22 protein-coding genes are annotated in these 23,015 nt (G+C 70.4%); 14 read left to right on the top strand and 8 right to left on the bottom strand.

Annotated elements, in window-relative coordinates; genetic code table 11:
• Positions 1-26 precede the first annotated feature (26 nt).
• Positions 27-716 (bottom strand): LysR family transcriptional regulator substrate-binding protein, encoded by a 690-nt coding sequence (locus tag ACFFGH_RS28875; protein WP_386675297.1) that lies wholly within the window; start codon positions 714-716, stop codon positions 27-29.
• Positions 717-766: 50 nt separating this feature from the next.
• Here ACFFGH_RS28875 and ACFFGH_RS28870 point away from each other — a divergent pair, with 50 nt between their 5' ends.
• Complete coding sequence (locus ACFFGH_RS28870; protein WP_386675294.1) at positions 767-1,132, top strand: DUF5997 family protein; 366 nt, start codon at positions 767-769, stop codon at positions 1,130-1,132.
• A gap of 25 nt (positions 1,133-1,157) precedes the next feature.
• Here the strand turns inward: ACFFGH_RS28870 and ACFFGH_RS28865 are convergent, their stop codons facing one another.
• Together ACFFGH_RS28865 and ACFFGH_RS28860 are read right to left on the bottom strand one after the other, a co-directional pair.
• A complete protein-coding gene (locus ACFFGH_RS28865) occupies positions 1,158-1,985 on the bottom strand; it encodes a GmrSD restriction endonuclease domain-containing protein (RefSeq protein WP_386675291.1) in 828 nt (275 codons plus the stop codon).
• 61 nt (positions 1,986-2,046) lie between these two features.
• Entirely contained in the window at positions 2,047-2,910 is an 864-nt protein-coding gene (locus tag ACFFGH_RS28860) for an alpha/beta hydrolase (protein ID WP_386675288.1), read from the bottom strand.
• A 138-nt stretch (positions 2,911-3,048) separates the two neighbouring features.
• On the opposite strand from ACFFGH_RS28860, the gene ACFFGH_RS28855 reads away from it, so the two are divergent.
• The 3 genes from ACFFGH_RS28855 (at position 3,049) to ACFFGH_RS28845 (ending at position 6,165) form a co-directional block, all read left to right on the top strand.
• A complete protein-coding gene (locus ACFFGH_RS28855) occupies positions 3,049-3,900 on the top strand; it encodes an alpha/beta fold hydrolase (RefSeq protein ID WP_386675285.1) in 852 nt (283 codons plus the stop codon).
• Positions 3,893-4,474: a TetR/AcrR family transcriptional regulator gene (locus ACFFGH_RS28850; RefSeq protein ID WP_386675282.1), complete on the top strand. Its 582-nt coding sequence runs from the start codon at positions 3,893-3,895 to the stop codon at positions 4,472-4,474. Before ACFFGH_RS28855 ends, ACFFGH_RS28850 begins: the two co-directional genes overlap by 8 nt.
• A gap of 77 nt (positions 4,475-4,551) precedes the next feature.
• Positions 4,552-6,165 carry a bifunctional phosphatase PAP2/diacylglycerol kinase family protein gene (locus tag ACFFGH_RS28845; RefSeq protein ID WP_386675279.1) on the top strand — a complete coding sequence of 538 codons (1,614 nt, stop codon included), beginning with the start codon at positions 4,552-4,554 and terminating at the stop codon, positions 6,163-6,165.
• A gap of 41 nt (positions 6,166-6,206) precedes the next feature.
• Here the strand turns inward: ACFFGH_RS28845 and ACFFGH_RS28840 are convergent, their stop codons facing one another.
• Positions 6,207-6,581 carry a hypothetical protein gene (locus tag ACFFGH_RS28840; RefSeq protein ID WP_386675276.1) on the bottom strand — a complete coding sequence of 125 codons (375 nt, stop codon included), beginning with the start codon at positions 6,579-6,581 and terminating at the stop codon, positions 6,207-6,209.
• Positions 6,582-6,643: 62 nt separating this feature from the next.
• Here ACFFGH_RS28840 and ACFFGH_RS28835 point away from each other — a divergent pair, with 62 nt between their 5' ends.
• The gene (locus ACFFGH_RS28835; protein ID WP_386675273.1) at positions 6,644-8,542 is read left to right on the top strand and encodes a DUF2207 domain-containing protein; all 1,899 of its coding nucleotides are present in this window, start codon (positions 6,644-6,646) and stop codon (positions 8,540-8,542) included.
• A gap of 88 nt (positions 8,543-8,630) precedes the next feature.
• Here ACFFGH_RS28835 and ACFFGH_RS28830 read toward each other — a convergent pair whose 3' ends face one another.
• Genes ACFFGH_RS28830 through ACFFGH_RS28815 form a run of 4 tightly spaced genes read right to left on the bottom strand, consistent with a single transcriptional unit; the run spans position 8,631 to position 13,279 of the window.
• Entirely contained in the window at positions 8,631-9,632 is a 1,002-nt protein-coding gene (locus ACFFGH_RS28830; RefSeq protein WP_386675270.1) for an ABC transporter permease, read from the bottom strand.
• Positions 9,629-10,630: an ABC transporter permease gene (locus tag ACFFGH_RS28825; protein WP_386675267.1), complete on the bottom strand. Its 1,002-nt coding sequence runs from the start codon at positions 10,628-10,630 to the stop codon at positions 9,629-9,631. The genes ACFFGH_RS28830 and ACFFGH_RS28825 overlap by 4 nt, the downstream gene beginning before the upstream one ends.
• Positions 10,627-12,186 (bottom strand): sugar ABC transporter ATP-binding protein, encoded by a 1,560-nt coding sequence (locus ACFFGH_RS28820; RefSeq protein WP_386675264.1) that lies wholly within the window; start codon positions 12,184-12,186, stop codon positions 10,627-10,629. The genes ACFFGH_RS28825 and ACFFGH_RS28820 overlap by 4 nt, the downstream gene beginning before the upstream one ends.
• A gap of 4 nt (positions 12,187-12,190) precedes the next feature.
• Positions 12,191-13,279: a substrate-binding domain-containing protein gene (locus tag ACFFGH_RS28815; protein WP_386675261.1), complete on the bottom strand. Its 1,089-nt coding sequence runs from the start codon at positions 13,277-13,279 to the stop codon at positions 12,191-12,193.
• 174 nt (positions 13,280-13,453) lie between these two features.
• On the opposite strand from ACFFGH_RS28815, the gene ACFFGH_RS28810 reads away from it, so the two are divergent.
• From ACFFGH_RS28810 to ACFFGH_RS28770, 9 genes are all read left to right on the top strand, one after another.
• On the top strand, positions 13,454-14,554 hold the full coding sequence (locus tag ACFFGH_RS28810) for a Gfo/Idh/MocA family protein (protein WP_386675258.1): 1,101 nt from the start codon (positions 13,454-13,456) through the stop codon (positions 14,552-14,554).
• Between the two features lie 72 nt (positions 14,555-14,626).
• The gene (locus tag ACFFGH_RS28805; protein ID WP_386675255.1) at positions 14,627-15,541 is read left to right on the top strand and encodes a sugar phosphate isomerase/epimerase family protein; all 915 of its coding nucleotides are present in this window, start codon (positions 14,627-14,629) and stop codon (positions 15,539-15,541) included.
• Positions 15,542-15,543: 2 nt separating this feature from the next.
• Positions 15,544-16,341 (top strand): SDR family NAD(P)-dependent oxidoreductase, encoded by a 798-nt coding sequence (locus ACFFGH_RS28800; RefSeq protein ID WP_386675252.1) that lies wholly within the window; start codon positions 15,544-15,546, stop codon positions 16,339-16,341.
• A gap of 4 nt (positions 16,342-16,345) precedes the next feature.
• On the top strand, positions 16,346-17,464 hold the full coding sequence (locus tag ACFFGH_RS28795) for an aldose 1-epimerase family protein (RefSeq protein WP_386675249.1): 1,119 nt from the start codon (positions 16,346-16,348) through the stop codon (positions 17,462-17,464).
• 122 nt (positions 17,465-17,586) lie between these two features.
• On the top strand, positions 17,587-18,804 hold the full coding sequence (locus ACFFGH_RS28790; RefSeq protein WP_386675246.1) for a CaiB/BaiF CoA transferase family protein: 1,218 nt from the start codon (positions 17,587-17,589) through the stop codon (positions 18,802-18,804).
• Entirely contained in the window at positions 18,801-19,958 is a 1,158-nt protein-coding gene (locus ACFFGH_RS28785; protein ID WP_386675243.1) for an extracellular solute-binding protein, read from the top strand. Before ACFFGH_RS28790 ends, ACFFGH_RS28785 begins: the two co-directional genes overlap by 4 nt.
• Positions 19,955-20,737, top strand: coding sequence for an enoyl-CoA hydratase/isomerase family protein (locus tag ACFFGH_RS28780; protein ID WP_386675240.1), 783 nt, complete (start codon positions 19,955-19,957; stop codon positions 20,735-20,737). Before ACFFGH_RS28785 ends, ACFFGH_RS28780 begins: the two co-directional genes overlap by 4 nt.
• A gap of 28 nt (positions 20,738-20,765) precedes the next feature.
• A complete protein-coding gene (locus ACFFGH_RS28775) occupies positions 20,766-21,944 on the top strand; it encodes a fumarylacetoacetate hydrolase family protein (RefSeq protein WP_386675238.1) in 1,179 nt (392 codons plus the stop codon).
• Entirely contained in the window at positions 21,941-22,999 is a 1,059-nt protein-coding gene (locus ACFFGH_RS28770; protein ID WP_386675235.1) for a LacI family DNA-binding transcriptional regulator, read from the top strand. Before ACFFGH_RS28775 ends, ACFFGH_RS28770 begins: the two co-directional genes overlap by 4 nt.
• Positions 23,000-23,015: the final 16 nt, after the last annotated feature.

Here is a 23,015-nt window from a genome sequence, read left to right as displayed (position 1 = left end):
CCCGTTCGGGGTGTCGACCGCCCGGATCAGCGGCCCCGACCGCCGCCGGAGCGCTTCGGCTTGCGCGGCGCCGCGTTCCTGCGAGAGGCCGGTCGCTTCCCGCCGGCGGGGCTCTTCTTCGTCGTGCCCGACGGCGTGTTCGGCGCCTTCGGTGCCGCGGCCGCTGCCTCCGCCTGCCGCCCCCGGGAGCTCGCCGCTGTCCTACCCCGCACGATGCCGATGAACTCGTCGACTTCGTCTCGCGGGTCGCCCTCCCGCCACACCAGCGCGATCCGGGTCGGCTCGGCGTCGGAGATCGGCCGGGCGACGAGATCTCGGCGGTTGTGCGCCCGGAACACCGCCTGCGGCATCGTCGCGATACCGGCACCGGCGGCCACCAGGTCGAGGGCAGCCTCGTCCCGGCCGTCGACGGTGTCCTCGTCGGCGAGCTCCGTGACGGTGACGGCGTCGACCACCTTCAGCGGGTGATCCTTCGCGGCGACCGCTACCGGCGACTCCTCCCAGAGCGGGATCACCGAGAGTCCCTCGTCGTCGATCGGGAGCCGGGCGAAGACCATATCGGCCGCTCCGTCCTCCTTGTGCAGGACGGCGGCCGCATCCGCCTCGGCGATGGGGGTGAGCTCCAGCTCCACGTCGGGCATCCGCTCCGCCCAGACGCGTGACCAGCGGGCCGGAGTGACGCCGGGCACGAACGCGACGAGAAAGCGGGCAGGCACGGGTTCAGGGTACTGCGATGCCGCCCGGCCCCCGCCGGTACGCTGGGCCGATGAGCGAGCAGACCCTGAAGCCGGCGACGGCGGCGAAGAAGCTGGGTGTGCACCTGCCCGCCACACCTCCGGAGTTCCAGGAGCGTGCGCTGACCCGGTCCGAGTTCCAGCAGCTGCAGGACGCCCCACCGGAGTGGCTCGCGGAGCTGCGGCGCACCGGCCCGCATCCCCGCCCGATCGTGGCGGCGCGTCTCGGCGTCTCCATCTCCGGTCTCGCCCGCGGCGGCATCACGGAGCCTCTCACCACCGAGCAGATCCGCGAGCTGCTGGAGCAGATGCCGGAATGGCTCGTCACCGAGCGAGCCACCCAGGCGGCGGTCCGCGCCGAGAACGCCCGCGTCAAACAGCAGCGCGCGAAGGGCTGACCTCCGAGCGCCGGCCGGGAATCGGTCAGGGCGCGAGGGTGGATGCGAGCGCCGGCTCGTCCGGGCAGCGCTCCAGCACCCGCCGCATCGCGTCGCGCTCCGGCGCCGTGACCCAGAGTCCGTACTCGGCCTTCACCGAGATCTGCCGGGCGACGTACGGGCACCAGAACGAACGGTCCGCCGGCAGCCACGTCGCGGCGTCGCCGTCGCCCTTCTGCGAGTTCGACGAGCCGTCGACCGCCAGCAGGTTCAGGGGATCGTTCGCGAGCAGCTCGCGCTCGGCGTCGGTCAGCTGCTGCGCGCCGGTCTGCCACGCGTTGCTGAGCGCCACGACGTGATCGATCTGCACCAGCTGCGATGTCTGCTCGCCGCGGACGAAGTCCACGGTCTCCCCGGTGAACGGCGACACCAGCGTCCCGGTGGTCACCCGGCACGATCCAGAGCGCTCGATGCCCGTGAGGTCGCGCGCGAGGATGTCGTTGCGGGTGTCGCACCCGTTGCGGTCCACGTCGGTCCACGCCTCCCCGAACCGGCCCTCCCGGTCGTAGCCGGTCTTGGGTGCGCGGCCCTTCACCGGCAGCGACTCCAGCACGGAAGCGGCGCTTCCAGGGCTGGCCGGAGTGCCGGGTTCGGGCGTCGGCTGGCCGGTCGCGCCAGGCGGGCCGTGGGATCCAGCGGAGCCGTGGGATCCAGCGGAGCCGTGGGATCCAGCGGAGCCGTGGGACCCGGAGGGAGCGGGAGAGCCGGCGCCGGGCTCGTCGCCCAGCACCCACCCGGCCAGCACGGCGATGAGCAGCAGCGGCAGCAGCAGGACGCCGAGCATCCCGCGGGTACGCGCCCGTGATCGTGCCATCCGGTTCCCGCCTCTGGAGAGCCGCGATCGCGGCTACGGGAACGCTACGCGGGAGGCGCGCTCAGGCGGCCGTGCCACGCAGGGCGACGCCGCGACGACGGTGCGCGCCGGCCGCGGTCTTCACCGAACCGAATCGGTCCTGCACCCAGTCGAGCGCGCACTCCGCGACATCCCGCCATCCCTCGTCGAACACGAACGACGCCCCGCGATCGGGGAAGCGGATGGGCTGAGCGTCGGAGTCCGGTCCGTCGTACAGTCTGCGCCGTCCGAGCGACCCGGCGGCGGGGCCGGCGCTCTCCAGCGTGAGCAGCGCCGCGGTGGGCTTCCCCTTCGGGCCAGGCGCGGCCGGCAGGTCGATCCCTGCGATCTCCGGCTCCAGCAGCAGCCGGGCAGGGGCGGGGATGGCGAACTCACGGTAGTAGGCGTCCGACTCGGCAGCGTCCAGCGAGCGGCCGAAGGCGAAGCGGAACTGATAGTCGGTGAGCGCGATCGCGTCGTCGACGGAGCGCGGGTCGGTGAGCCGGGGAAGGCCGAGGCGGAGGGTCGAGAGGGCGCCCGGCAGGTCACCGTCGAACCGTGCCGAGTCGAGGATCACGCCGGCGGCGCCATACCCGGCGGTCAGCAGCGTCTGCACGACGGTGCCGCCGAGGGAGTGGCCGATCAGGACCGGCTGCACCGGCATGTCACGGATGAGCGATGCGTAGCTGCTCACGAGGCGGTCCATGGTGAGACCGCCGATGCCGGCTGTGTCGGCGCGGCTCGCCGCGACGGTGGGCCGCTCGCCGGGCCACGCCGGGGCGGACGCGTCGAAGCCCTCGGCGGCGAACAGGTCGACCCAGTTCTGCCAGCTGGCGGCGTGGAGCCACATCCCGTGCACGAAGACGATGGGCGGGGGGACGGGCAGGGCCGTCTTACGAGGCGACATGAGGCTCCTTCGGGTAGAGACACGACGCGTGCGGATAAGGCTATGGGAGGTGCCATCGGGGAACGATTCCCCAGTTCGGGTGTCGGATCGGACCGAAAGCTATTGCACTTAGCCAGATAGCTAGCTATATTAGCCAGCATGGCGAATCGGAGGATCACGATGGACGAGAACACGACGAGCGAACCCTCGACGAGATACCTGCAGCGACCGGACGGCCGCGTGGCGTACTCCGTGGTGGGCTCCGGACCTTTGATCGTCACGTCGCCCGGCATGGGCGACCTCCGGGAGAGCTTCCGCGCGCTGAGCCCTGCGCTGGCGGCGGCAGGCTTCCGCGTCGCCGACGCCGATCTTCGCGGTCACGGTGACAGCGACGCGTCGTTCGGCTCCTACGGCGACGTCGACACGGCCCGGGATCTGATCGCGCTGGTGGAGGAGCTCGGCGGGCCGGCCATCCTGATCGGCAACTCGATGAGTGCCGGCGCGGCGGTGTGGGCCGCGGCCGAGCGCCCGGACCTGATCACGGGCCTCGTGCTTGTGGGACCGTTCGTGCGAAACCCTCCAGGGAACCCCTTCGTGGCCGCGCTGTTCCGCGTTCTGATGGCCCGGCCATGGGCGCGCCCGGTGTGGCGTGCGTACCTTCCGGCGCTGTACAAAGGCCGGCGCCCCGCCGACTTCGAGCAGTACCGGGCGAGCGTCTCCGCCGCGATGAAGCGTCCGGGCAAGACGGCGGCCTTCTCCCGGACGACGCGCACGACGCATGCCCCGGCCGAGGCCAGGATCGGGGAGGTCCGCGGCCCGGTGCTCGTCGTCATGGGCGAGCTCGACCCCGACTTCCCCGATCCCCGGGCGGAGGCGGACTGGATCGCCGGGAGGCTCGACGCGACCGTCGTGATGGTGCCGGAGGCCGGTCACTACCCGCAGTCGCAGCGACCCGACCTCGTCGTGCCCGCCATCCTCGATTTCGCCCGACGGGTCGCGGCGGATGCCTAGGGCAGGCCTCTCGCCCGAGCGTGTCGTGTCGGAGGCGGAGCTGCTCATCGACGAGGTCGGCTTCGAGCAGCTCACCCTCGCCGCGGTCGCCGCGCGGCTCACCGTCCGGCTGCCGAGCCTTTACAAGCACGTCGAGAGCCTCGGCGCCCTCCGCTCCCAGCTCGCCGTGCGCGCGACCCGGGAGCTCGCCGACGTGATCATCCGCGCGACCGCGGGCCGCTCCCGCGGCGACGCAGTCCGTGCGCTCGCCGGCGAGTACCGGCGATGGGCGCTGGAGCATCCCGGGCGCTACGCCGCCACCGTCCGGGCGCCCGACCCATCGAACGCGGAGGCGGTCGCGGCCGCCGACGCCGCGGTGCGGGCCGTTCTCGCGGTGCTGGACGGCTACGGCCTGGCGGGAGACGATCTGATCGACGCAACCAGATCGCTGCGCGCCTCGCTGCACGGGTACCTCGCGCTGGAAGCGGCCGGCGGATTCGGACTGCCGCAGAGCATCGAGGTGAGCTTCGGCCGGCACGTCGAGAACCTGGTGGCCGCGCTCGAGACGGCGGCCGGGAAGGCCGCCCGTCGCTGACTCCAACCCCTGAGGCGGTCCTGCACGGTTCCTGGCTTTCCTGGATTCGTTCCAAGGCCCCCGGCTAGCGTGGACCCATGCCCCTTCGAGGACTGCGAAACCCGAAAGTCGCGCTCCGCCGACGGCAGCTCCTGCCGTCATGGGTGCGCCACGTGGACACCAAGGCGGCGCGGAAGATCAACGCCCGCCGGGTGTTGCACCCGCTCGTCGACCGTGGCTACCAGAGGCTCTCCCACGCGGCGGACCGCGGCGTGCTGTGGTTCACCTTCGCCGCGGTGCTCGCCGTGCTCGGCCGGCACCGAGCAGCGCTCCGCGGGGTCGCCTCGCTGACGGCTGCCAGCATCCTCGCCAACCTCGTCGGCAAGGAGGTTTTCGGCGGCGACCGGCCGCTGCTCAAGGACGTGCCGATCGGCCGGCACCTGCGCAAGCAGCCCACCTCCGGGTCCTTCCCCTCCGGTCACTCCGCCAGCGCTGCGGCCTTCGCCACCGGGGTGGCTTTGGAGTCCACCGCCGCGGGCGGCGTCGTCGCACCGGTGGCCGCCGGGGTGGCCTACTCCCGCCTCCACACCGGAGCGCACTGGCTGTCGGATGTGATCGGCGGGATCGCGCTCGGTGCCGGGGTCGCGGCGATCGGCCGGCTGGTGCTGCCCGCGCGTCCCGCGACTCGAGACATCGTCGCCCCGCACCTGCACCGGGTCGAGCTGCCGGCGATCCCCGACGGGGCCGGAGTGTTCATCCTGGTGAATCGGGATGCGGGCAGCACGCCCATCCACCACGATCTCGGGCCGGCGATCGCCGACCACCTGCCGCGCGCCGTCGTCCGCTATTTCAACACGGGCGAGACGGCGAAGGAAGTGGTCGACCACGCGATCGCATCCGAGCATCCGCCGCGGGTGCTCGGCGTCGCCGGCGGGGACGGCACCGTCGCCGCGGTGGCGCACGAGGCTCGCAAGCACAACCTGCCGCTGCTCGTCATCCCCGGCGGCACGTTCAACCACTTCGCGCGGACCGCGGGCGTGTTCGGCCTGCACGATGGCCTCCACGCCCTCGCGGACGGCGAGGGGATCGTCGCCGACGTGGCGGACCTGCGCTTCGCGGACCAAGAACCGGTCACCGTGATCAACACCGCCTCCGTCGGCATCTACCCCGACTTCATCCAGGAGCGTGCGAAGCACGAGCGGCGCTGGGGCCGGTGGATCGCCGGCGTGATCGGCGCCGCCCGGGTGCTGCGGAAGTCGGATCCCGTCGAGGTCTCCGTGAACGGCCGGCGCGCTCGGGTGTGGTCGCTCTTCGTCGGGGTCGACCAGAACTTCCCCGGCATGGTCGCGACGCTGAAGCGGAGGCACCTGGAGGACGGGGTGCTCGATGTGCGGGTGCTGCACGCCGGCACCCGGCCGAAGGCCGTCGCGGCGCTCGCGTTCGGGCACCGGACGACGGCGCTGCTGCGCTTCCTTCGGCTGCTGCCTGCGACGACGGAGATCGAATCGTTCACCGCGGAGACGGTGCGGGTCTCGGTGCGGCCGCGCCATGGCCAGCCGCCCGGGTTCTCACACGACGGCGAGGTCTCACCCGAGGTCGACGAGGCGACCCGCCCGGACGGCGGCTACGTCACCACGCTGCAGATCGTGCCGGACGGCCTCCGCGTCTACACCCCGCTCAAGCACCGCCGCCACCACCGCTCCGGTGGTTGACGGACCCCGGTCGCTGACGCGGCGAAGGTGAGGGACCGGCACTACCCGAACGCGCCGAGCGTTCCCGCCATGGCGAACAGTGCATTCACGGCGACGGGAAGCAGCAGGAGCGCCAGTACGCCGCTGACCACGGCGACGACGATGCAGGCGATCCGTCCGACTCGCTCCCGGACCGCTCCACGGATGGCGAGCACCATGGCAGCCACCAGCATCGGCGCCACCACGATCGTCGCCAGCGAAGGAAGGATCAGCGGCATCCAGGCGAGGGTGTTGTCGGTCTGCTGCGGAGCGGCGAGCGCGAATCCGATCGCGATCGAAAGCGCGGTGACGATGAACGAACCGAGCAGCAGGTACCCGGCCACGACCCCGCGCCGGTTCTGCGGCCGGCGCCCGGTCGCAGCAACAGGGATGTCCATGCCGGAAGCGTAGCGCCGCCTGGGCCTCCCACGTCCGGGCACGCGCTCAGTAGGCTCGGGGCGTGCCGCCCGCTCCCCGAATCGTCCGCTTCGCCGTCCCGGTGCTGGCCGCGGCCATCGCCGTGCTCGCACCGCTTCCCGCAGCCGCCGCGCCGGATCCCGTCGTCGCGCCCGTTGTCGACACCAGCGATTTCGAGTTCCGGTCCTTCACCGCTGAGTACGAGCTGTCACGAGCCGCGGAGGGCGCTTCGCAGGTCACGGTCACCGAGACGATCGTGCCGGTGTTTCCCGATTTCGACCAGAACCGCGGCATCATCCGCGCCATCCCGGACCTGTATCAGGACGTGCCGCTCCACACCGAGGTGCAGTCGGTGACGGATGCGTCGGGCGAGGACGTTCCGTACGAGGTCGCCTGGAACGGGGACGAGGGATTCGTGGAGCTGGCGCTCGGCACCGACGAGTTCGTGCACGGCGAGCAGACCTACGTGATCGAGTACACCCAGCGCAACGTCGTCGGCACGTTCTCCGACACCGACGCCGACGAGTTCTACTGGGACGTGAACGGCACCGGCTGGGATCAGACCTTCGCCGAGGTCGCGGCGACCGTCACGCTGGACTCCGGGCTCGGCGACGCCCTGACCGGCAACGCCGCCTGCTACGTGGGAGGGTTCGGCGACACGACGCAGTGCGGCATCCAGCAGGTGGACGAGGGCGGCCAGACCACGTTCACCGCCAGCGCCTCCGGCCTCGGCCCCCGCGAGACCATGACGCTGGCCATCGGTTTCGCGAGCGGCACCTTCGTGCCGGGGGAACCGGACCCCGACTACGTGTCCATCTACCAGCCGCAGGCGCCCGGCTGGTCCGGAGTGCTCGCAATCGGCGGCCTGGTCCTCTCTGCGCTTGCGGTGCTCGCCGCCATCGTGCTGCGGATGCTGCCGGACGGGGGCGCCCCGAGCAGAGGCACGATCATCGCCGAATACTCGGTGCCCGACGACCTGAATGTGATGGCCGCCGCACACCTGGTGGGCAAGCCCGCCACCGCGATCTCCGCGCAGCTGATCAGCCTTGCCGTCCGGCGCAAGATCCGGCTGCTCGACTACCCGGTGAAGGGCGGGAATGCGGAGTACGCGGTGCAGCTGCTCGACCCGACGGGTGTGGATCCGATCGAGGCGCGGGTGCTGCGCGGGCTGTTCGGCGAGCTGACGCCGGGGGAGAGCCGGGACCTGCCGAAGACCGACACGGCGCTGGCGAAGTCGCTGCAGAAGGCGTCGAAGGCGGCGGCGAACTCGCTGCGCACCGATGGGCTCATCGAGCCGATCCCGAAGTGGCTGCGCGGCGGCTGGCTCCGCACCATCGCCATCGTGCTGCTGGTCGTTGCGTTCCTCAACGAGTTCTTCCTGGTTCCCGCGGGCGCCGAGAGCCCCTGGACCTTCCCCGCCATCGCAGCGGCCGTCGCAGCACTCATCCTGGTCGGCGTCCTCGCGCGGAAGCCCACGCGCTTCACCGAGAAGGGTGCGAAGCGGAACGACTACCTCCGCGGCATCAAGCTCTACCTCGAGGTCGCCGAGGAGGACCGCATCCGGATGCTGCAGAGCCCGGAGGGCGCCGAGCGAGTGGACCTGCGAGAACGCGTGGGCACCATCGACCGGGTGCAGCTGGTGAAGCTCTATGAGCGGCTGCTGCCCTTCGCGGTGATCTGGGGCGTGGAGAAGGAGTGGATGGATCAGCTCGCAGTCCGGATGGAGGAGGCCCAGACCTCGCCGGACTGGTTCGCAGGCCGGAACGGGTTCTCGTCGGGCGCGGTGATCGGCACCCTCCACGGTGTGGGCCGCACCGCGTCCGTCACCTCGACGTCGAGCGGCAGCTGGTCGGGCAGCGGCGGATCCAGCTTCAGCGGGGGCTCGAGCGGCGGCGGCTTCTCCGGCGGCGGTGGGGGGGGCGGAGGCGGCGGCGGCCGCTGACCCCAGCTGCCGCTGACCCCGCGCGAGAGTTCCCGTTCCGGCTCGATGTGCCCGCCGCGGCGGGCACATCGAGCCGGAACGGGAACAATCAGTCGTGGGCGCGGCGGGCGTAGAGCGCGATGACCAGCAGCACGATGACGCCGTAGATGAGCTGCTGGATGTTCGAGCCGAGGTTCGCCACTGCGACGAGCGTCGCGACCTGGCCGAGCACCAGCGCGCCGCCAAGGGTGCCGACCATGGAGCCCCGGCCGCCGAAGATCGACGCGCCGCCGACGACCACCGCCGCCACGGATCCCAGCAGGTACGACGCCCCCATCGTCGCCGACGCCTGCGCGTAGAAGCCGACGATCACGACGCCAGCGAGCGCGGCCAGGGCACCGCTCAGCGCGTAGCCGGTGATCCGGATGCGGTCCACCGGCAGCCCGGCGAGGCGCGCCGTGTGCGCTGCCGAGCCGACGAGGAACAGCGACCGCCCCCAGCCGGTGTAGCTCAGCAGGAGCTGCAGCACGATCATCAGCGCGAGCCCGAGCGGCAGCACCGCCGCCACCCGGACGCCGAGGATGCTGATCTTCTCGGCCGTGATCGCGGTGAGGAACTCCGGGATGACGGTCAGCTCCGAGTTCTTGAACGTCAGCAGCACCACCCCGAACAGCAGGCCGTTCATCGCGATGGTGGTCACGATCGGGGTGAGCTTCAGCTTCGCCACGACCACGCCGTTCAGGGTTCCGATGATCGCGCCGGAGAGGATCGCCGCGAACAGCGCCGGAACGGGCCCGATCGTTCCGGCCCAGGTGAGGAAGCTCAGCGCGGAGAAGGCGATCGTGTTCGGCACCGACAGGTCGATGCCGCCCTGGATGACGGCGACGGTCTGCCCGAACGACGCGAAGGCCAGGATGATGGCGAACGTGGCGGTTCCGAGCAGCGACTCAACGGACAGCAGGTTCGGCCGCAGCAGCCCGCCGATCAGGAACAGCACCAGGAAGATGGCGAGCGGCACGGTGCTCGACGGCACCCGTCGCAGCACACGGCGCAGCACGCTGTCGCCGCGTCCCGCCTCGGAGCCGAGGTCGGCGGTGGTGGTCGCGGTCATGACTTCACTCCCTTGACGGCCGTGTAGACGATCTTCCACAGCGCCGGGATCGCGACCACGGAGATCACGATCAGCGCGGCGATCACGTACTGCCAGTACGAGTTGATCCCCGCGAAGAACAGCAGGCCGCCGAGCAGGCCCAGCGTGGCCGCCGCGAGGATGGCGCCGATGATGCTGCCGCGGCCGCCGGTGAAGCTGGCCCCGGCCAGTGCCACCGCCGCGATGGAGGTGAGCACGTACGGGTCGCCGCTGCGCGGGTCGCCGGTGAGGGTGGAGCCGGCGAGCAGGATGGCGCCCAGCGACACCACGACGCTCGACAGCGCGAACGCTGCGAGCTTCGCACCCCGGGCGTTCAGCCCCGCGGCTTGCACGCTCTCGACGCTGGAGCCGACGCCGTAGATCTGCCGGCCCAGGTTCGTGCGCTGCAGCAGCAGCCAGAGCAGCACCGCCACGAGGGCGAGCCAGACGAGCGACACGGGCACGTACGGGATCGCCTCGCCGCTCGTGGCCAGATAGAACTCGGTCGTGATGCCACCGCCGGGCCGGTCCATGATCTCCCGGCTGATGGAGCCGAAGATGAAGGCGCTCGCCAGCGTGACCGCGATCGCGGGCAGGTTCCCGTACGCCACCAGCAGCCCGTTGAACAGTCCGCAGGCGAGCCCGGCGCCGATCCCGGCGAGCATCGCCAGTGGCACCGGCATGCTCGTCATCGCCGTTGCGAACACCACGTTGGCGAGGCTCATGATCGCGCCGATCGAGATGTCGATGCCACCGACCAGCACGATGATGAGCTGCCCGAGCGCCGCGAACGCCAGCGGCACGACCACGTTGGCCGCGGTCTGCAGCTGGAACCGCGTCAGCAGCTCCGGGTTGATGATCACGTAGACCAGGAAGAAGAGCGCGAACGTCAGGATGGGGGCGACGGCGCCCTCCCGCCGCAGGCGCACGATCGGCTGGGCACCCCAGAACCGGCGGATCGCCGGGCTCGCGGTCGTCATCGGTTCCCCTTCGCTCCGACGGCGGCGCCGACGACGGCGTCCGCGGTCAGTCGTTCTCCGACGAGCTCGTCGGCCACCTTGCCCTGGTACAGCACGATCACCCGGTGGCAGACGTGCACCAGCTCCTCCACCTCGGTCGAGAACCAGATCACGCCGACCCCGGCACGGGAGAGTCCCAGGATCGCCTCGTACAGCTCCTGCTTCGCACGGACGTCGATGCCGCGGGTCGGGTCGTGCAGCAGCACCACCCGACGGCTGCGGTCGGTCCAGCGGCCGAAGACGAGCTTCTGCTGATTGCCGCCAGACAGCGCGCCCGACCGCTCGTGCGGCCCTCGCGTGCGCACCGACAGCGACGCCAGAACGCCGTTCAGCCAGCCTTTCTCGCGGCGCAGCCGCGGCTTGCCGCCGAGGCCGAACGAGCGGAACCACGGGGCGAGCAGGTTCTCGCCGACGCTGAGCTGCAGCGCCAGCCCCTCCCGCTTGCGGTCCTCCGGCACGTAGCCCGCGCCGTAGCGCACGGCACGGGTGGGCGTGAGCCGCCGGATGGAGTGCCCGGCGAGCTGCCAGTCGTCCGCCGCAGCCGGCGTCGCGCCGTAGAGCGCGCGCAGCAGCTCCGCCTGGCCGTGTCCCTGCAGACCGCCGATTCCGAGGATCTCCCCGGGCCGCAGCGTCAGCGAGACGCCGTCGAGCCCCTCGGAGACGAGGTTCTCCACCTTGAGCACCGGGGCATCGGGCGCGGCCGCCGGGAGCGGCGGCGGGTCGGGGAAGTGGCGGGAGGCCTCACGGCCGGCCATCAGGGAGATGAGGTCGTCGTCGGTCCACTCGCCGCGGTGGAACTCGCCGGCTACGCGACCGTCGCGCAGCACCGTGCCGCGGTCCGCGATCTCCGCCAGCTCGCTCAGGCGGTGGGACACGTAGATGACGCTGGCGCCGGTCGCGGTGAGCTCGCGGATGCGGCGGAACAGCCACTGCACTCCGGGTGGGGCGAGCGCCGACGACGCCTCGTCGAGGATGAGGAGCTTCGGCTGCGCCGCGATCGCGCGCGCGATCTCCACGAGCTGCCGGTCGGCCAGCGAGAGGGTCCCGATAGGCACGGCCGGGTCGATGTGATCGAGCTCGTAGCGGGCGAGCAGCTCGGCGGTGGCGCGGGACGCCTTCGCGGGGGAGAAGCCCTTGAACGGTGAGCGGTCCGGCAGGCGGAGGTTCTCCGCCACAGTCCATTCCGGCACCAGCGACAGCTCCTGGAAGGCGCAGGTCACCCCGGCGTTCCGGGCGTCGCGGATGCGCCCGGAGCCGAGCGGCGCCCCGTCGAGCTCGATCGTCCCTGAACTCGGGTGCACGGCACCCGCGAGCATCTTCGCGACGGTGCTCTTGCCTGCGCCGTTCTCGCCGACCAGGGCGTGCACCTCGCCGGGCGCGCAGGTGAAGCTCACGTCCTGCACCGCGTGCACGGGACCGTAGTGCTTCACCAGGTTCCGCACGGCGAGGCGGGCCTGGTTCGGTCCGGGAGCGGCCGGTGCGACAGGAGTCGCACCGGCCGCCGAGGGGGAGGTCATCCGATCAGCCCTCGTAGTACTCGAGCATCTCCTCGACGGAGATGTCGAGGCCCGGGAAGTCGTACCCGAGCTGGAAGTTCGCGGGCTGGTCCGGCACGCAGAACTCCTCGGCGTTCTCCGCGGTGATCTCGAGCGGCGGGTAGTACTGCTCGCGCTCGATCTCCTCGCCCTCGAGCAGCAGCACCGCCTGCTCCAGGCCCTTCGCGTAGATGGCCGGCTGGCCGAACACCATGTTGCCGGTGAGGCCCTCGTCCGCGTACTCGACCAGGGTGCACGCCTCGCCGTTATACCCCGAGCCGCCGACGACCGGCACGAAGTCGAGCTCCGCCGCGGCGAACGCCTCTGGCACGCCCTGGCCGCCCGTCAGGAAGGAGTAGACGCCGCCGACATCCGGGTTGGACCGCAGGATGTTCGCCATGTTCTCCTGCGCGGTGGCCTCGTTCCAGCCATTGGTGCTCTGCGCCACGACCTCGGCGCCGCCTCCCTCGAGAACCTCGATAACGCCGGGCATGGATCCGTCGTTGAGCGGCACGCCGGCGAGTCCTTCGAGCACGGCGACCTTCTTGTTGTCGCCGAGCTGCTCGAGCAGCCACTCGGCGCCCACCGTGCCGGCGTTCGCCCAGTCGGTGGAGACGATGTAGACGTCCTCGCTGTCGTAGGGGCCGCCGTTGGCGATGACCGGGATGTTCTGCGCGGTCGCCTGCGCGATGGCCGCGTCGGCCCCGGAGGATGAGGCGGGGTCGAAGAGGATCGCGTCGACGCCCTCTGCGATGAGGTTCTGCATCGCCGCGTTCTGCTGCGCGGCGTCGTTGTCGTTGGTGCGGACGATCTTGAGCTCGACCTTGTCGGCGTACTCCGGACGGGCCGCGAGTGCCTGCAGCGAGGCGAGACCGGTCTCGCGCCAGGCCTGGCCGCCGAGGGGCTGCTGGAAGCCGATGACGAACTTCTCGTCGCCGCCCTCCTCGGCGCCTTCGCCTCCGCCGCCACCGCCCGGTGCGGGGGCGCTGGAACACGCCGCCACGAGCGAGACTGCGGCTGCTCCGGCGAGGATCGGGCCGATGCGGCGCGCCACTCTGGTGCTTCTTCCTGTCATTGATTTCTCCCTTGAAACCGGTATCCGACCCACGCGGAACCGACGCCGTCCTGGAGGATCTCCTGGGGCGGCGCTCGGTTGACGGGTGCTGTTTTGGGACAGTAGCGTAAAAACCAGTAGCGTTGCCAGTAGCGCTAACATTTCGATTTCGCGACGAGGCGAAGGAGCAGCGGGTTGACGACAGAAGCGGCGACGGCAGACGGGTTCGCACCCGACGTTGAGGTCCGGGCCAAGTCCCTGAAGATCGGTGCCATCGGCGCCGGGGCGATCATGGCGGGGCAGCACCTGCAGGCGTATTCGCTCGCCGGCTTCGAGGTGATCGCGATCGCATCCCGGACCCAGAGCAAGGCTGCCGAGGTGGCGGAGACCTGGGGCATCCCGAAGGTGCACGAGACGCCGAAGCAGCTCATCGAAGACCCGAACGTCGAAATCCTCGACATCGCGTTCCCGCCCGATCAGCAGCCCGAGCTCATCCGGCACGCGCTCGCGCAGCCGCACATCAAAGGCATCCTCGCCCAGAAGCCGCTGGCCCTCGGCCTCGACGACGCGCTGAAGCTGCGCGATGAGGCAGTCGCCGCAGGCAAGATCCTCTCGGTCAACCAGAACATGCGCTACGACCAGTCGATCCGCGTGCTCTCGCAGCTGCTGGAGCGCGGCGAGCTGGGCACGCCCGTGATCGCAACCATCGAGATGCGGGCGGTTCCGCACTGGCAGACGTTCCTCGAGGAGTACGACCGGCTCACGCTGGCGAACATGAGCGTGCATCACCTCGACGCGCTGCGCTTCCTGTTCGGCGATCCGGAGGAGATCTACACCGCCACCCGCACCGACCCGCGCACGCAGTTCGAGCACACCGACGGCATCGTGGTGTCGACGCTGCGCTTCCCGAACGGCGTGCTGGCGGTGTCGATGGAGGACGTCTGGGGCAGCCCCCGCGACGACACCTTCGAGTCGGACTTCTACATCAAGTGGCGCGTGGAGGGCACCGACGGTGTGGCCCAGGGCACGATCGGGTGGCCGAGCGGCGAGCCGTCCACCCTGACCTACGCCTCAAACACCACCACAGGCGGCAAATGGGTGACCCCGACGTGGGAGACCCACTGGTTCCCCCACGCCTTCATCGGCGTGATGGAGCAGCTGCAGTACGCGGTGGAGTCCGGGACCCCGCCGGTGCTCTCGGTCGCCGACAACGTGAAGACGATGGCCCTCATCGAGGCCGGCTACACGTCCATCGCCGAGAATCGGCCGGTGAAGCTGAGCGAGTTCCCGGTCTGATCCGCACGTCCCACTTCGTTCGACCCCCACAACCAGCAAACACCAGCCAACAACACAAGGAGCAATGACGCCATGATTCAAGTCGGAATCTTCAGCGGGTACTTCCCCTACGACCTGGAGACGACTGCGAAGACCATCCGGGGTCTCGGGTTCAACACGGTGCAGCTGGACCTGCACTTCAAGGACATCGACCTGAGCGCCGGCCAGATCACAGACGACAAGGCCAAGCGCGTGCGCGATGTCTTCCGCGATCACGACCTGCCGATCTGCGCGATCTCCGGGTACACGAACATCGTCCACCCGGACCTCGACGAGCGGAAGCGCCGCGTCGACTACCTGAAGGAGATCATCCGCAACGCCCGCAAGTTCGGCACGCCGTACGTCATCAGCGAGTCGGGCACGTTCAACTCCGAGAGCGACTGGGTGTCCGACCCGAAGAACAAGACGGAGGAGGGCTACGCCGCGGCTCGCGACGTGATCGCCGACCTCGCGCAGACCGCGTACGACCACGGCTCGGTGTTCCTGCTCGAGACCTATGTCAACAACGTCATCGGCTCGCTGGAGGAGACCGTCCGCGTCTTCAACGACGTGCAGAGCCCCGGTCTCGAGCTGCTGATGGACCCGACGAACTACTTCGAGACCTGGAACATCGAGCAGATGGACCAGATCCTGAACGACGTGTTCGACACGGTCGGCGACCGCGTGCGCATCGCGCACGCCAAGGACGTCAAGCGAAGCGGAGACGACAAGAGCGAGAAGCACGCCGACATCGGCGACGAGGACGCGCTCGAGTCGCACACGTTCCGGGGCGTGGGCGAGATCGAGCTGCCCGCCGCCGGTCTCGGTGAGCTGAACTACGACCTCTACGTGCAGCGCCTCAGCGAGAAGTCGCCGAACGTGCCGCTGATCATCGAGCACCTCGACGAGTCGGATGTGCCGCGCGCCAAGGAGTTCGTCGACGGCGTCCTGAAGAAGTACGGCGTCTAGCGTTGGCTGAACATTCGAGGCCTGCGTCGTCCGGGGACTCCGGGTCGTCCGGCGAACCTAGGCGACCGGTCGCGGTCGTCACCGGAGCCGGAGGGGCACTCGGTCGCGCGACCGCCCTCCGGCTCGGTGCCGACGGCTTCGCCGTCGCGGCGTTCGGCCGCGACGGCGACAGCCTGGCCGAGACGATGCGGCAGCTGGAGGAGGCCGGCGTGACGTGCCGGAAGGTCTCCGTCGACCTCCACGACGTGGACAAGCTCCAGTCGGAGATCACGGCGGTCGACGCCGACTTCGGTCCGGTCCAGGTGCTCGTGAACAACGCCGCGATCTACCCGACGACCCCATTCGTCGAGATCCCGGTGTCCGAGTTCGACGACGTGGTCGCGGTGAACCAGCGTGCGTACTTCTTCGGCGCACAGGCGGCCGCGCGGCTGATGGTCCCGCGGGGGAGCGGATCAATCATCAACATCGGCTCGATCACCTGGGGCGGCGGGTGGCCGCTGCTCGCCAGCTACGTGTCGACGAAGGGCGCGGCGATCGCCATGGCACGGGCGCTCGCGCGGGAGCTCGGACCCCACGGCATCCGGGTCAACACCGTCACGCCCGGAGCGTTCCCGACGGCGGCTGAGGAGATCCACGAGAACCCCGAGCAGTACAACGAGTTCGTGCTCGACCACCAATCCCTCAAGCGCCGGGGAGGCAACGCGGAGCTCGCGGCGGTCGTCTCGTTCCTCGCGGGCGACGACTCCAGCTTCGTGACAGGACAGAGCATCAATGTCGACGGCGGCTGGAGGATGGACTAGGACCATGCAGATCTTCGATTCGAACCTCACTCCGGCGGAGCTCCGCCGCCGCACCGGCGACACGGCGGCCTTCGGCGGCATCCGGCAGGTCGTGCTCGACAACGGCTCCGAGCGCGGCGTCCGCGCAGTCGAGCTGCGGACCTCCGCCGGCCTCGAGCTGCAGCTGCTCGTCGACCGGGCGCTCGACTTCGGTGACGCGCGGCTGGCGGGTGTGCCCTTCGGCTGGAGAAGCGGGAACGGCTACCGCCACCCCGGCCTCCACGAGCCGAACGGCGAGGACGGGCTCAGCTGGCTGCGGGCGATCGACGGACTCCTCGTGACCGGGGGCCTCGACCACACCCTGTTCGGCGGCGAGTACGACGCCTCCCACTACAACTATCCGCCGAAGCAGACCGTGAAGCACGGACTGCACGGCCGGCTGACCGGGATCCCGGCGCGGCTGCTGGAGGCGCGGGAGATCTGGGACGGCGACAACGCGATCCTGCGTGTGGTCGGCGAGGTGGTGCAGGCCACGGCCTTCGGCGAGCATCTGAAGCTGACCCGAACGGTGGAGCTCGACTTCGACGGCCGCGAGATCCGGCTGCACGACCGGGTGGAGAACCTCGGCTTCGAGCGCACGCCCCACATGTTCCTCTACCACCTGAACTTCGGCTGGCCGTTCGTGGACGAGGGCACCGAGTTCGTGGCGCCGATCGCGAGTCACCTGTGGCAGTCGGACTCCATTGCGGAGCAGGGCATCAGCTACCGCCACCTGCCCGAGCCGCAGCGTGGAATGGTCGAGCAGGTCACCGAGCACGAGCTGATCGCGGGTCCCGACGGCCGGCACCGGGTCGCGCTGATCGCGAAGGACGGTGCCCGCGGCATCGACCTGTCGTGGGATGCGGCGGGAATGCCGAATTTCTTCGAGTGGCAGAACCTGCGCGACGGCGCCTACGCGATCGGCCTGGAGCCCTCGACGAATCACGTGCTCGGCGAGTCCGCGGCGCGCGAGGACGGGTCGCTCATCTGGTTGGAGCACGGCGAGTTCCGCGAGTATTCGACCAGCATCCGGGTGCTCGGAGGCGAGGCGGAGACCTCCGCCGTCCGGGCGGCCATCCGCGAGATCGGCGATCAGCCTGACTGACCGAGGAGTGCGCCGCCGGGTCGGACCCGACCGGTCCGGTGACGTGCTTCCGCAAACCACCTTCCGACCTTTACACTGCTGTTAGCGCTAGCAGTTGCGCTAACAGCGTCTGGGGAATTGCCATGAGGAACAACAACGGCGTGCTGTCGGGCTACCGAGTGCTCGACTGCTCCATCGCCATGGCGGGACCCTTCGCCGCGCAGCGGCTGGGGGACCTCGGGGCCGACGTGATCAAAGTCGAGCCCACCACCGGTGAGTGGCAGCGGCACGCCGCGGCCGGCGGGGCGTCGGGCAACCAGATCAACGTCTCATTCCTCTCCCTGAACCGCAACAAGCGCTCGGTCGCCGTTGACCTGAAGTCGCCGGGGGGTGCGGACGTGCTGCGCGAGCTGGTGAAGACCGCGGATGTCTTCCTGCAGAACTACCGGCCGGGCGTCGCGGCCCGGCTGGGCGTCGACTACGAGTCGCTCAAGCAGATCAACCCGCAGATCGTCTACGTCTCCATCTCCGGCTACGGCGAGGACGGCCCGTACAAGGACCGGCCGGGGCAGGACCTGCTGCTGCAGGCGATGTCCGGCGCGATGCGCTCCACCGGTCGTGAGGGGGAGCCGCCGACGCCCGCCGGGCAGTACATCGTCGACGCCGTCACCGCCTCCACCGCATTCGAGGGTGTGCTCGCCGCACTGCTGCACCGTGAGCGCACGGGCGAGGGTCAGCTCGTCACCGTCAACATGCTCGACTCCATCACGGCGCTGCAGATGCAGGAGCTCTCCGTCTACACGGTGGGCGGCGTGCCGCAGCAGCGCAGCGATGAGCCGCACGCGCACGTCTACATCCGCGCGCCCTACGGCACGTTCCGCACGAAGGACAGCTTTCTCGCCATCGCCTTCCCGCAGCTGCCGGAGTTCGGCCGGCTGATCGGCGAGGAGAGCTTCCTCACGATGTCGGCGGAGGAGCACGGCTGGTCGCACCGCGACGAGGTCTTCCGCAAGACGCAGGCCCGGCTCGAGACCGAGACCACCGCGCACTGGCTCGAGGTGTTCGAGGGCACCGGCATCTGGGCGGGCCCGGTGTACAGCTACGAAGACCTGGTTCACGACCCGCAGATCGCGCACAACGGCACCTTCGTCGAATACGACCACCCCACCGAGGGTCGGGTCAAGACGCCCGGATTCTCCTACAAGTTCTCGAAGACGCCGCCGCAGGTCTACCGCGGCGCACCCCTCGCCGGTGAGCACACCCGCGAGGTGCTGCTCGAGAGCGGCATCCCGGCGCAGAAGGTCGACGAGCTGTTCGCGGCCGGAGCCGTGGCGGAGTCGCAGGCTCCGGCCCCTGCATGATGCCGGGTTACCGAGGCCTCACCTGGGACCATCCGCGCGGTCGCGAAGCGCTGCGCGCGGCGGCCGCCGAGGTCGCCGCTCCGGGGCTCTCGATCGAGTGGGATGTGCACTCGCTGGAAGGCTTCGAGTCGGCGCCCATCGCCGAGCTCGCGGAGCGCTACGACCTGATCGTGCTCGACCACCCGCACCTGGGTGAGGCGCTGGAGACCGGTGCGCTGCAGCCGGTCGATGCGCTGCTGGAGGACGCGGAGCTCACCCGCCTGGCGGCGGACAGCGTGGGGCCCAGCCTGGAGTCATACCGGATGGCGGACCGCCTGTGGGCGCTGCCGCTCGACGCCGCGACGCAGGTGGCGGTGCGTCGTGCCGACGTCCTGCCCGAGACGCCCGACACGTGGGACGACGTGCTGGCGCTCTCCAGAGACCGGCGGGTGGCCCTCAGCGTCGCGGGTCCGCACGCCTTCCTGACCTTCTGTTCGATCGCCGTCGCGTTCGGTGCGGAGCCGGACAGCGGGGCGTCCAGCGGCGCGGAGTCCGGCGACCTCGTTCCCGCCGCGACCGGCAGCCGGGTGTTCGAGCTGATGGCCGAGCTCGCCCACAGGGCTCCGTCCGGCACCGAGACCATGAACCCGATCGCCATGCTCGAGGCGATGGCCGAGGGCGACCGCATCGACTACTGCCCCCTCATCTACGGCTACGTCAACTACTCCACGCCCGAGTCCGGGAGTGCGCTGACGTTCGGCGACGCGCCCCGGCAGCTGGCCGGCGGGCGTCGCGGCTCAACGATCGGCGGAACCGGCATCGCGATCACCGCCCGCTGCACGCCCACCCCCGAGCTGCTCGATCATCTGCGCTGGCTGCTCTCGGCGGATGCGCAGCGTGGCTTCATCCCGCAGCACGCCGGGCAGCCGAGCGCCCGCTCCGCCTGGCTGGACCCTGAGGTGAACCGGGCCTCCCGGAACTTCTACACCGCGACCCTCGACACCATCGAGGACGCCTATGTGCGACCCCGCTATTCCGGCTACATCCGCTTCCAGAGCGAGGCGTCCGCGCTGCTGCGTGAATCCTTCGCCGAGCGGCGGTCCCCAGGCGCCACCGTCGCCGACCTGAACCGCCTGCACGCCCGGAGTCTCCCCACCGAAAGGTCCCGTCGATGATCGACCTGCCCACCGAGAACGTTCGCCTCGAGGTCGCCGACTTCGTGGCGACGATCACCATCAACCGCCCCGAGAAGCTCAACTCCGTCACGCAGGAGATGGCGGACGCACTGGTGCTCGCCGCCGAATGGGCGAACGGCGACGACAGCGTGCGGAGCGTCGTGCTCACTGGGGCGGGGGAGCGGGCATTCTGCGCCGGCTCCGACATCCGCGGGCTCGACAAGTACGCGACCCCGTGGGACTTCCGCAACCGCGCCGACTACTGCGACGCGATCCGGGCACTCCGCAAGCCCGTCATCGCGGCGGTGAACGGCTATGCGTTCGGCGGTGGACTGGAGACGGCGCTCAGCTGCGACATCCGGCTCGCGTCGGCGACCGCGACCTTCGCGGCCCCGGAGATCAAGCTCGGCTGGATCGGCGGCGGCGGGATGACGACATTCCTCGCCCAGTCCGTCGGGGCGAGCAACGCGGCGCTGATGCTGATGACCGGCGACCCGATCGATGCGGAGAAGGCGCTGTCGTGGGGTCTCGTCAGCGAGGTCGTCGAGGCCGGCGCGCTCCTCGACCGTGCCCGCGAGCTCGCTGCCGTCATCGCCTCCCGGCCGCCGATCGCGGCCGAGACCGCGAAGGCGAACCTGCACGCCGCGTTCAACCTGCCGCAGGAGCAGGCGATCGCATACGAACGGGACCTTCAGACCATCTGCTTCGCCACTGAGGATGCGCGGGAAGGCCGAGCCGCCTTCGCCGAGAAGCGCCAGGGCATCTTTTCCCGCCGCTGAACCACGACCGGAGAACGGAAGACACGACATGACCGAGAGCTGGACCGGCGGCGTCGCCGCCGCCCTTCCTGAGGACGGCTTCGCCGGAACGCTGGCGGGGAGGGTGTGGAACCCGGCGGCAGGCGGTCCATCGGTCGTCGCCATCCGGGAGGACGGCGTGTTCGATGTGTCGCCGTCGTACCCGACGGTCCGCGACCTCGTCGAGACCGACGACCCGGCCGCCGCCCTGCGCGCCGCCGCCGGGGAGCGGCTCGGCGACCTGGGCGAGCTGCTCGACAACACCCCGCCGGAGCTCCGCGACACCTCCCGGCCGTGGCTGCTGTCGCCCGTGGACCTGCAGGTGATCAAAGCCGCAGGCGTGACCTTCCCCGTCTCGATGATCGAGCGGGTGATCGAGGAGCGCGCCAGGGGGGACCTCGCCGCGGCGGAGGCTGTGCGCGGCGCGATCGTCCGCGAGATCGGGGACCTGCGCGCGCTCAAGCCGGGCTCGCCCGAGGCGATGAAGCTGAAGGCAGCGCTGATCGAGCAGGGCATCTGGAGTCAGTACCTCGAGGTCGGCATCGGACCCGACGCCGAGGTGTTCACCAAGGCGCCGACGCTGGCATCCGTGGGCACCGCGGTCGAGGTTGGCGTGCACTCCAAGTCCAGCTGGAACAACCCCGAGCCCGAGGTGGTGCTCTCCGTGAGCTCGCAGGGGCGGATCGTCGGCGCCGCGCTCGGCAACGACGTGAACCTCCGCGACGTCGAAGGCCGTTCCGCCCTGCTGCTGGGCAAGGCGAAGGACAACAACGCATCCGCCTCGATCGGCCCGTTCCTGCGGCTCTTCGACGACACGTTCACGCTCGACGACGTCCGCTCGACCACGGTGACGCTCGAGGTGCACGGGGAGGACGGCTTCACGCTCTCGGCGACATCGCCGCTCAGCGAGATCAGCCGCGACCCGGAGGACCTCGTCGCGCAGGTCGTCGGCCCGCAGCACCAGTACCCCGACGGGTTCGTGCTCTACCTCGGCACGCTGTTCGCCCCGATCGTGGACCGGGAAGCCCCAGGCCAGGGCTTCACCCACCACGTCGGCGACGTGGTCAAGATCGCCGCTCCGCTGCTCGGTACCCTGGTGAACCGGGTGCAAACGAGCGAGAGGTGCGAGCCGTGGCGATTCGGAGTGGCGGACCTGATGCGGAATCTGGCGGCGCGGAGCCTGCTGTGACCGACTCGCCCGCACGTCCGGACACCCCCGCGGCGACCACCCGGCGGGCCACCAACTCGGTGACCCTCACGGATGTCGCCAGCCTCGCGAACGTGTCGCCGCAGACGGTGTCCCGCACGATCCGGAACCCGCAGCTGGTGTCCAGGGCGACGCTCGAGCGGGTGAAGTGGGCGATCGCCACCACGGGCTACGTGCCCAACCTCGCCGCCAGCAACCTCGCGTCCAACCGCAGCCGCACCGTCGCCGCGATCATCCCGACCATCTCCGCCTCCGTCTTCGCCGACGCCCTGCACGGCCTCGATCAGGTGCTGGCTCCGCAGGGCTACCAGCTGTTCATCGGCGCGACGGACTACAGCCCGGAGCATGAGGAGGAGCTGATCCGCGCCTTCATGGGGCGGCGGCCCGACGGGATCTTCATCGTCGGCACCAATCACACGCCGGGCGCGACGCTGCTGCTGAAGAACTCGGGCATTCCGGTGGTGGAGGCGTGGAACTGGACCGAGACCCCGATCGACAACCTCGTCGGCTTCTCGAACTGGAACGCCATCAACGCCGTGCTCGAGTACGCCGTCGGCAAGGGCTACCGGCACCCGACCTTCGCCGGGTCGTTCCAGTCGGGCGACTCCCGCGCCGTCGACCGGCAGGCGAGCTTCAACCAGAATGTCCGCCGGCTGCTGCCCGGCGAGCCGATCCGGGTGGTCGACTCCGGCACGAACGTCATCGACATGGAGACGGGCGTGGAGCTCCTCGACCGGACCCTCGCGGAGCATCCGGAGACCGACGTGCTGATGTTCGCGAGCGACGTCTTCGCCACCGGTGCGCTGCTCGCCTGCGCGAGGCGCGGCATCGCGGTGCCCGACGACCTCGCGATCATCGGCTTCGGCGACTTCGAGGTGGCGCGGCACCTCGTGCCGACGCTCACCACCGTGGCGCTGCCGAACGAGGAGATCGGCTCCCGCGCGGGACGCCTCCTGCTCGACCGGATGAGCGGCGCCGTCTCCGGAGCCGAGCAGGTGGACCTCGGATTCTCCGTCATCCCGCGCGACAGCGCCTGACCGCTGCACAACTCCG

This window comes from Lysobacter korlensis (assembly GCF_042434515.1).
Note: the sequence above shows the minus strand (reverse complement) of the source record. Positions and strands in the feature narration are given on the sequence as shown.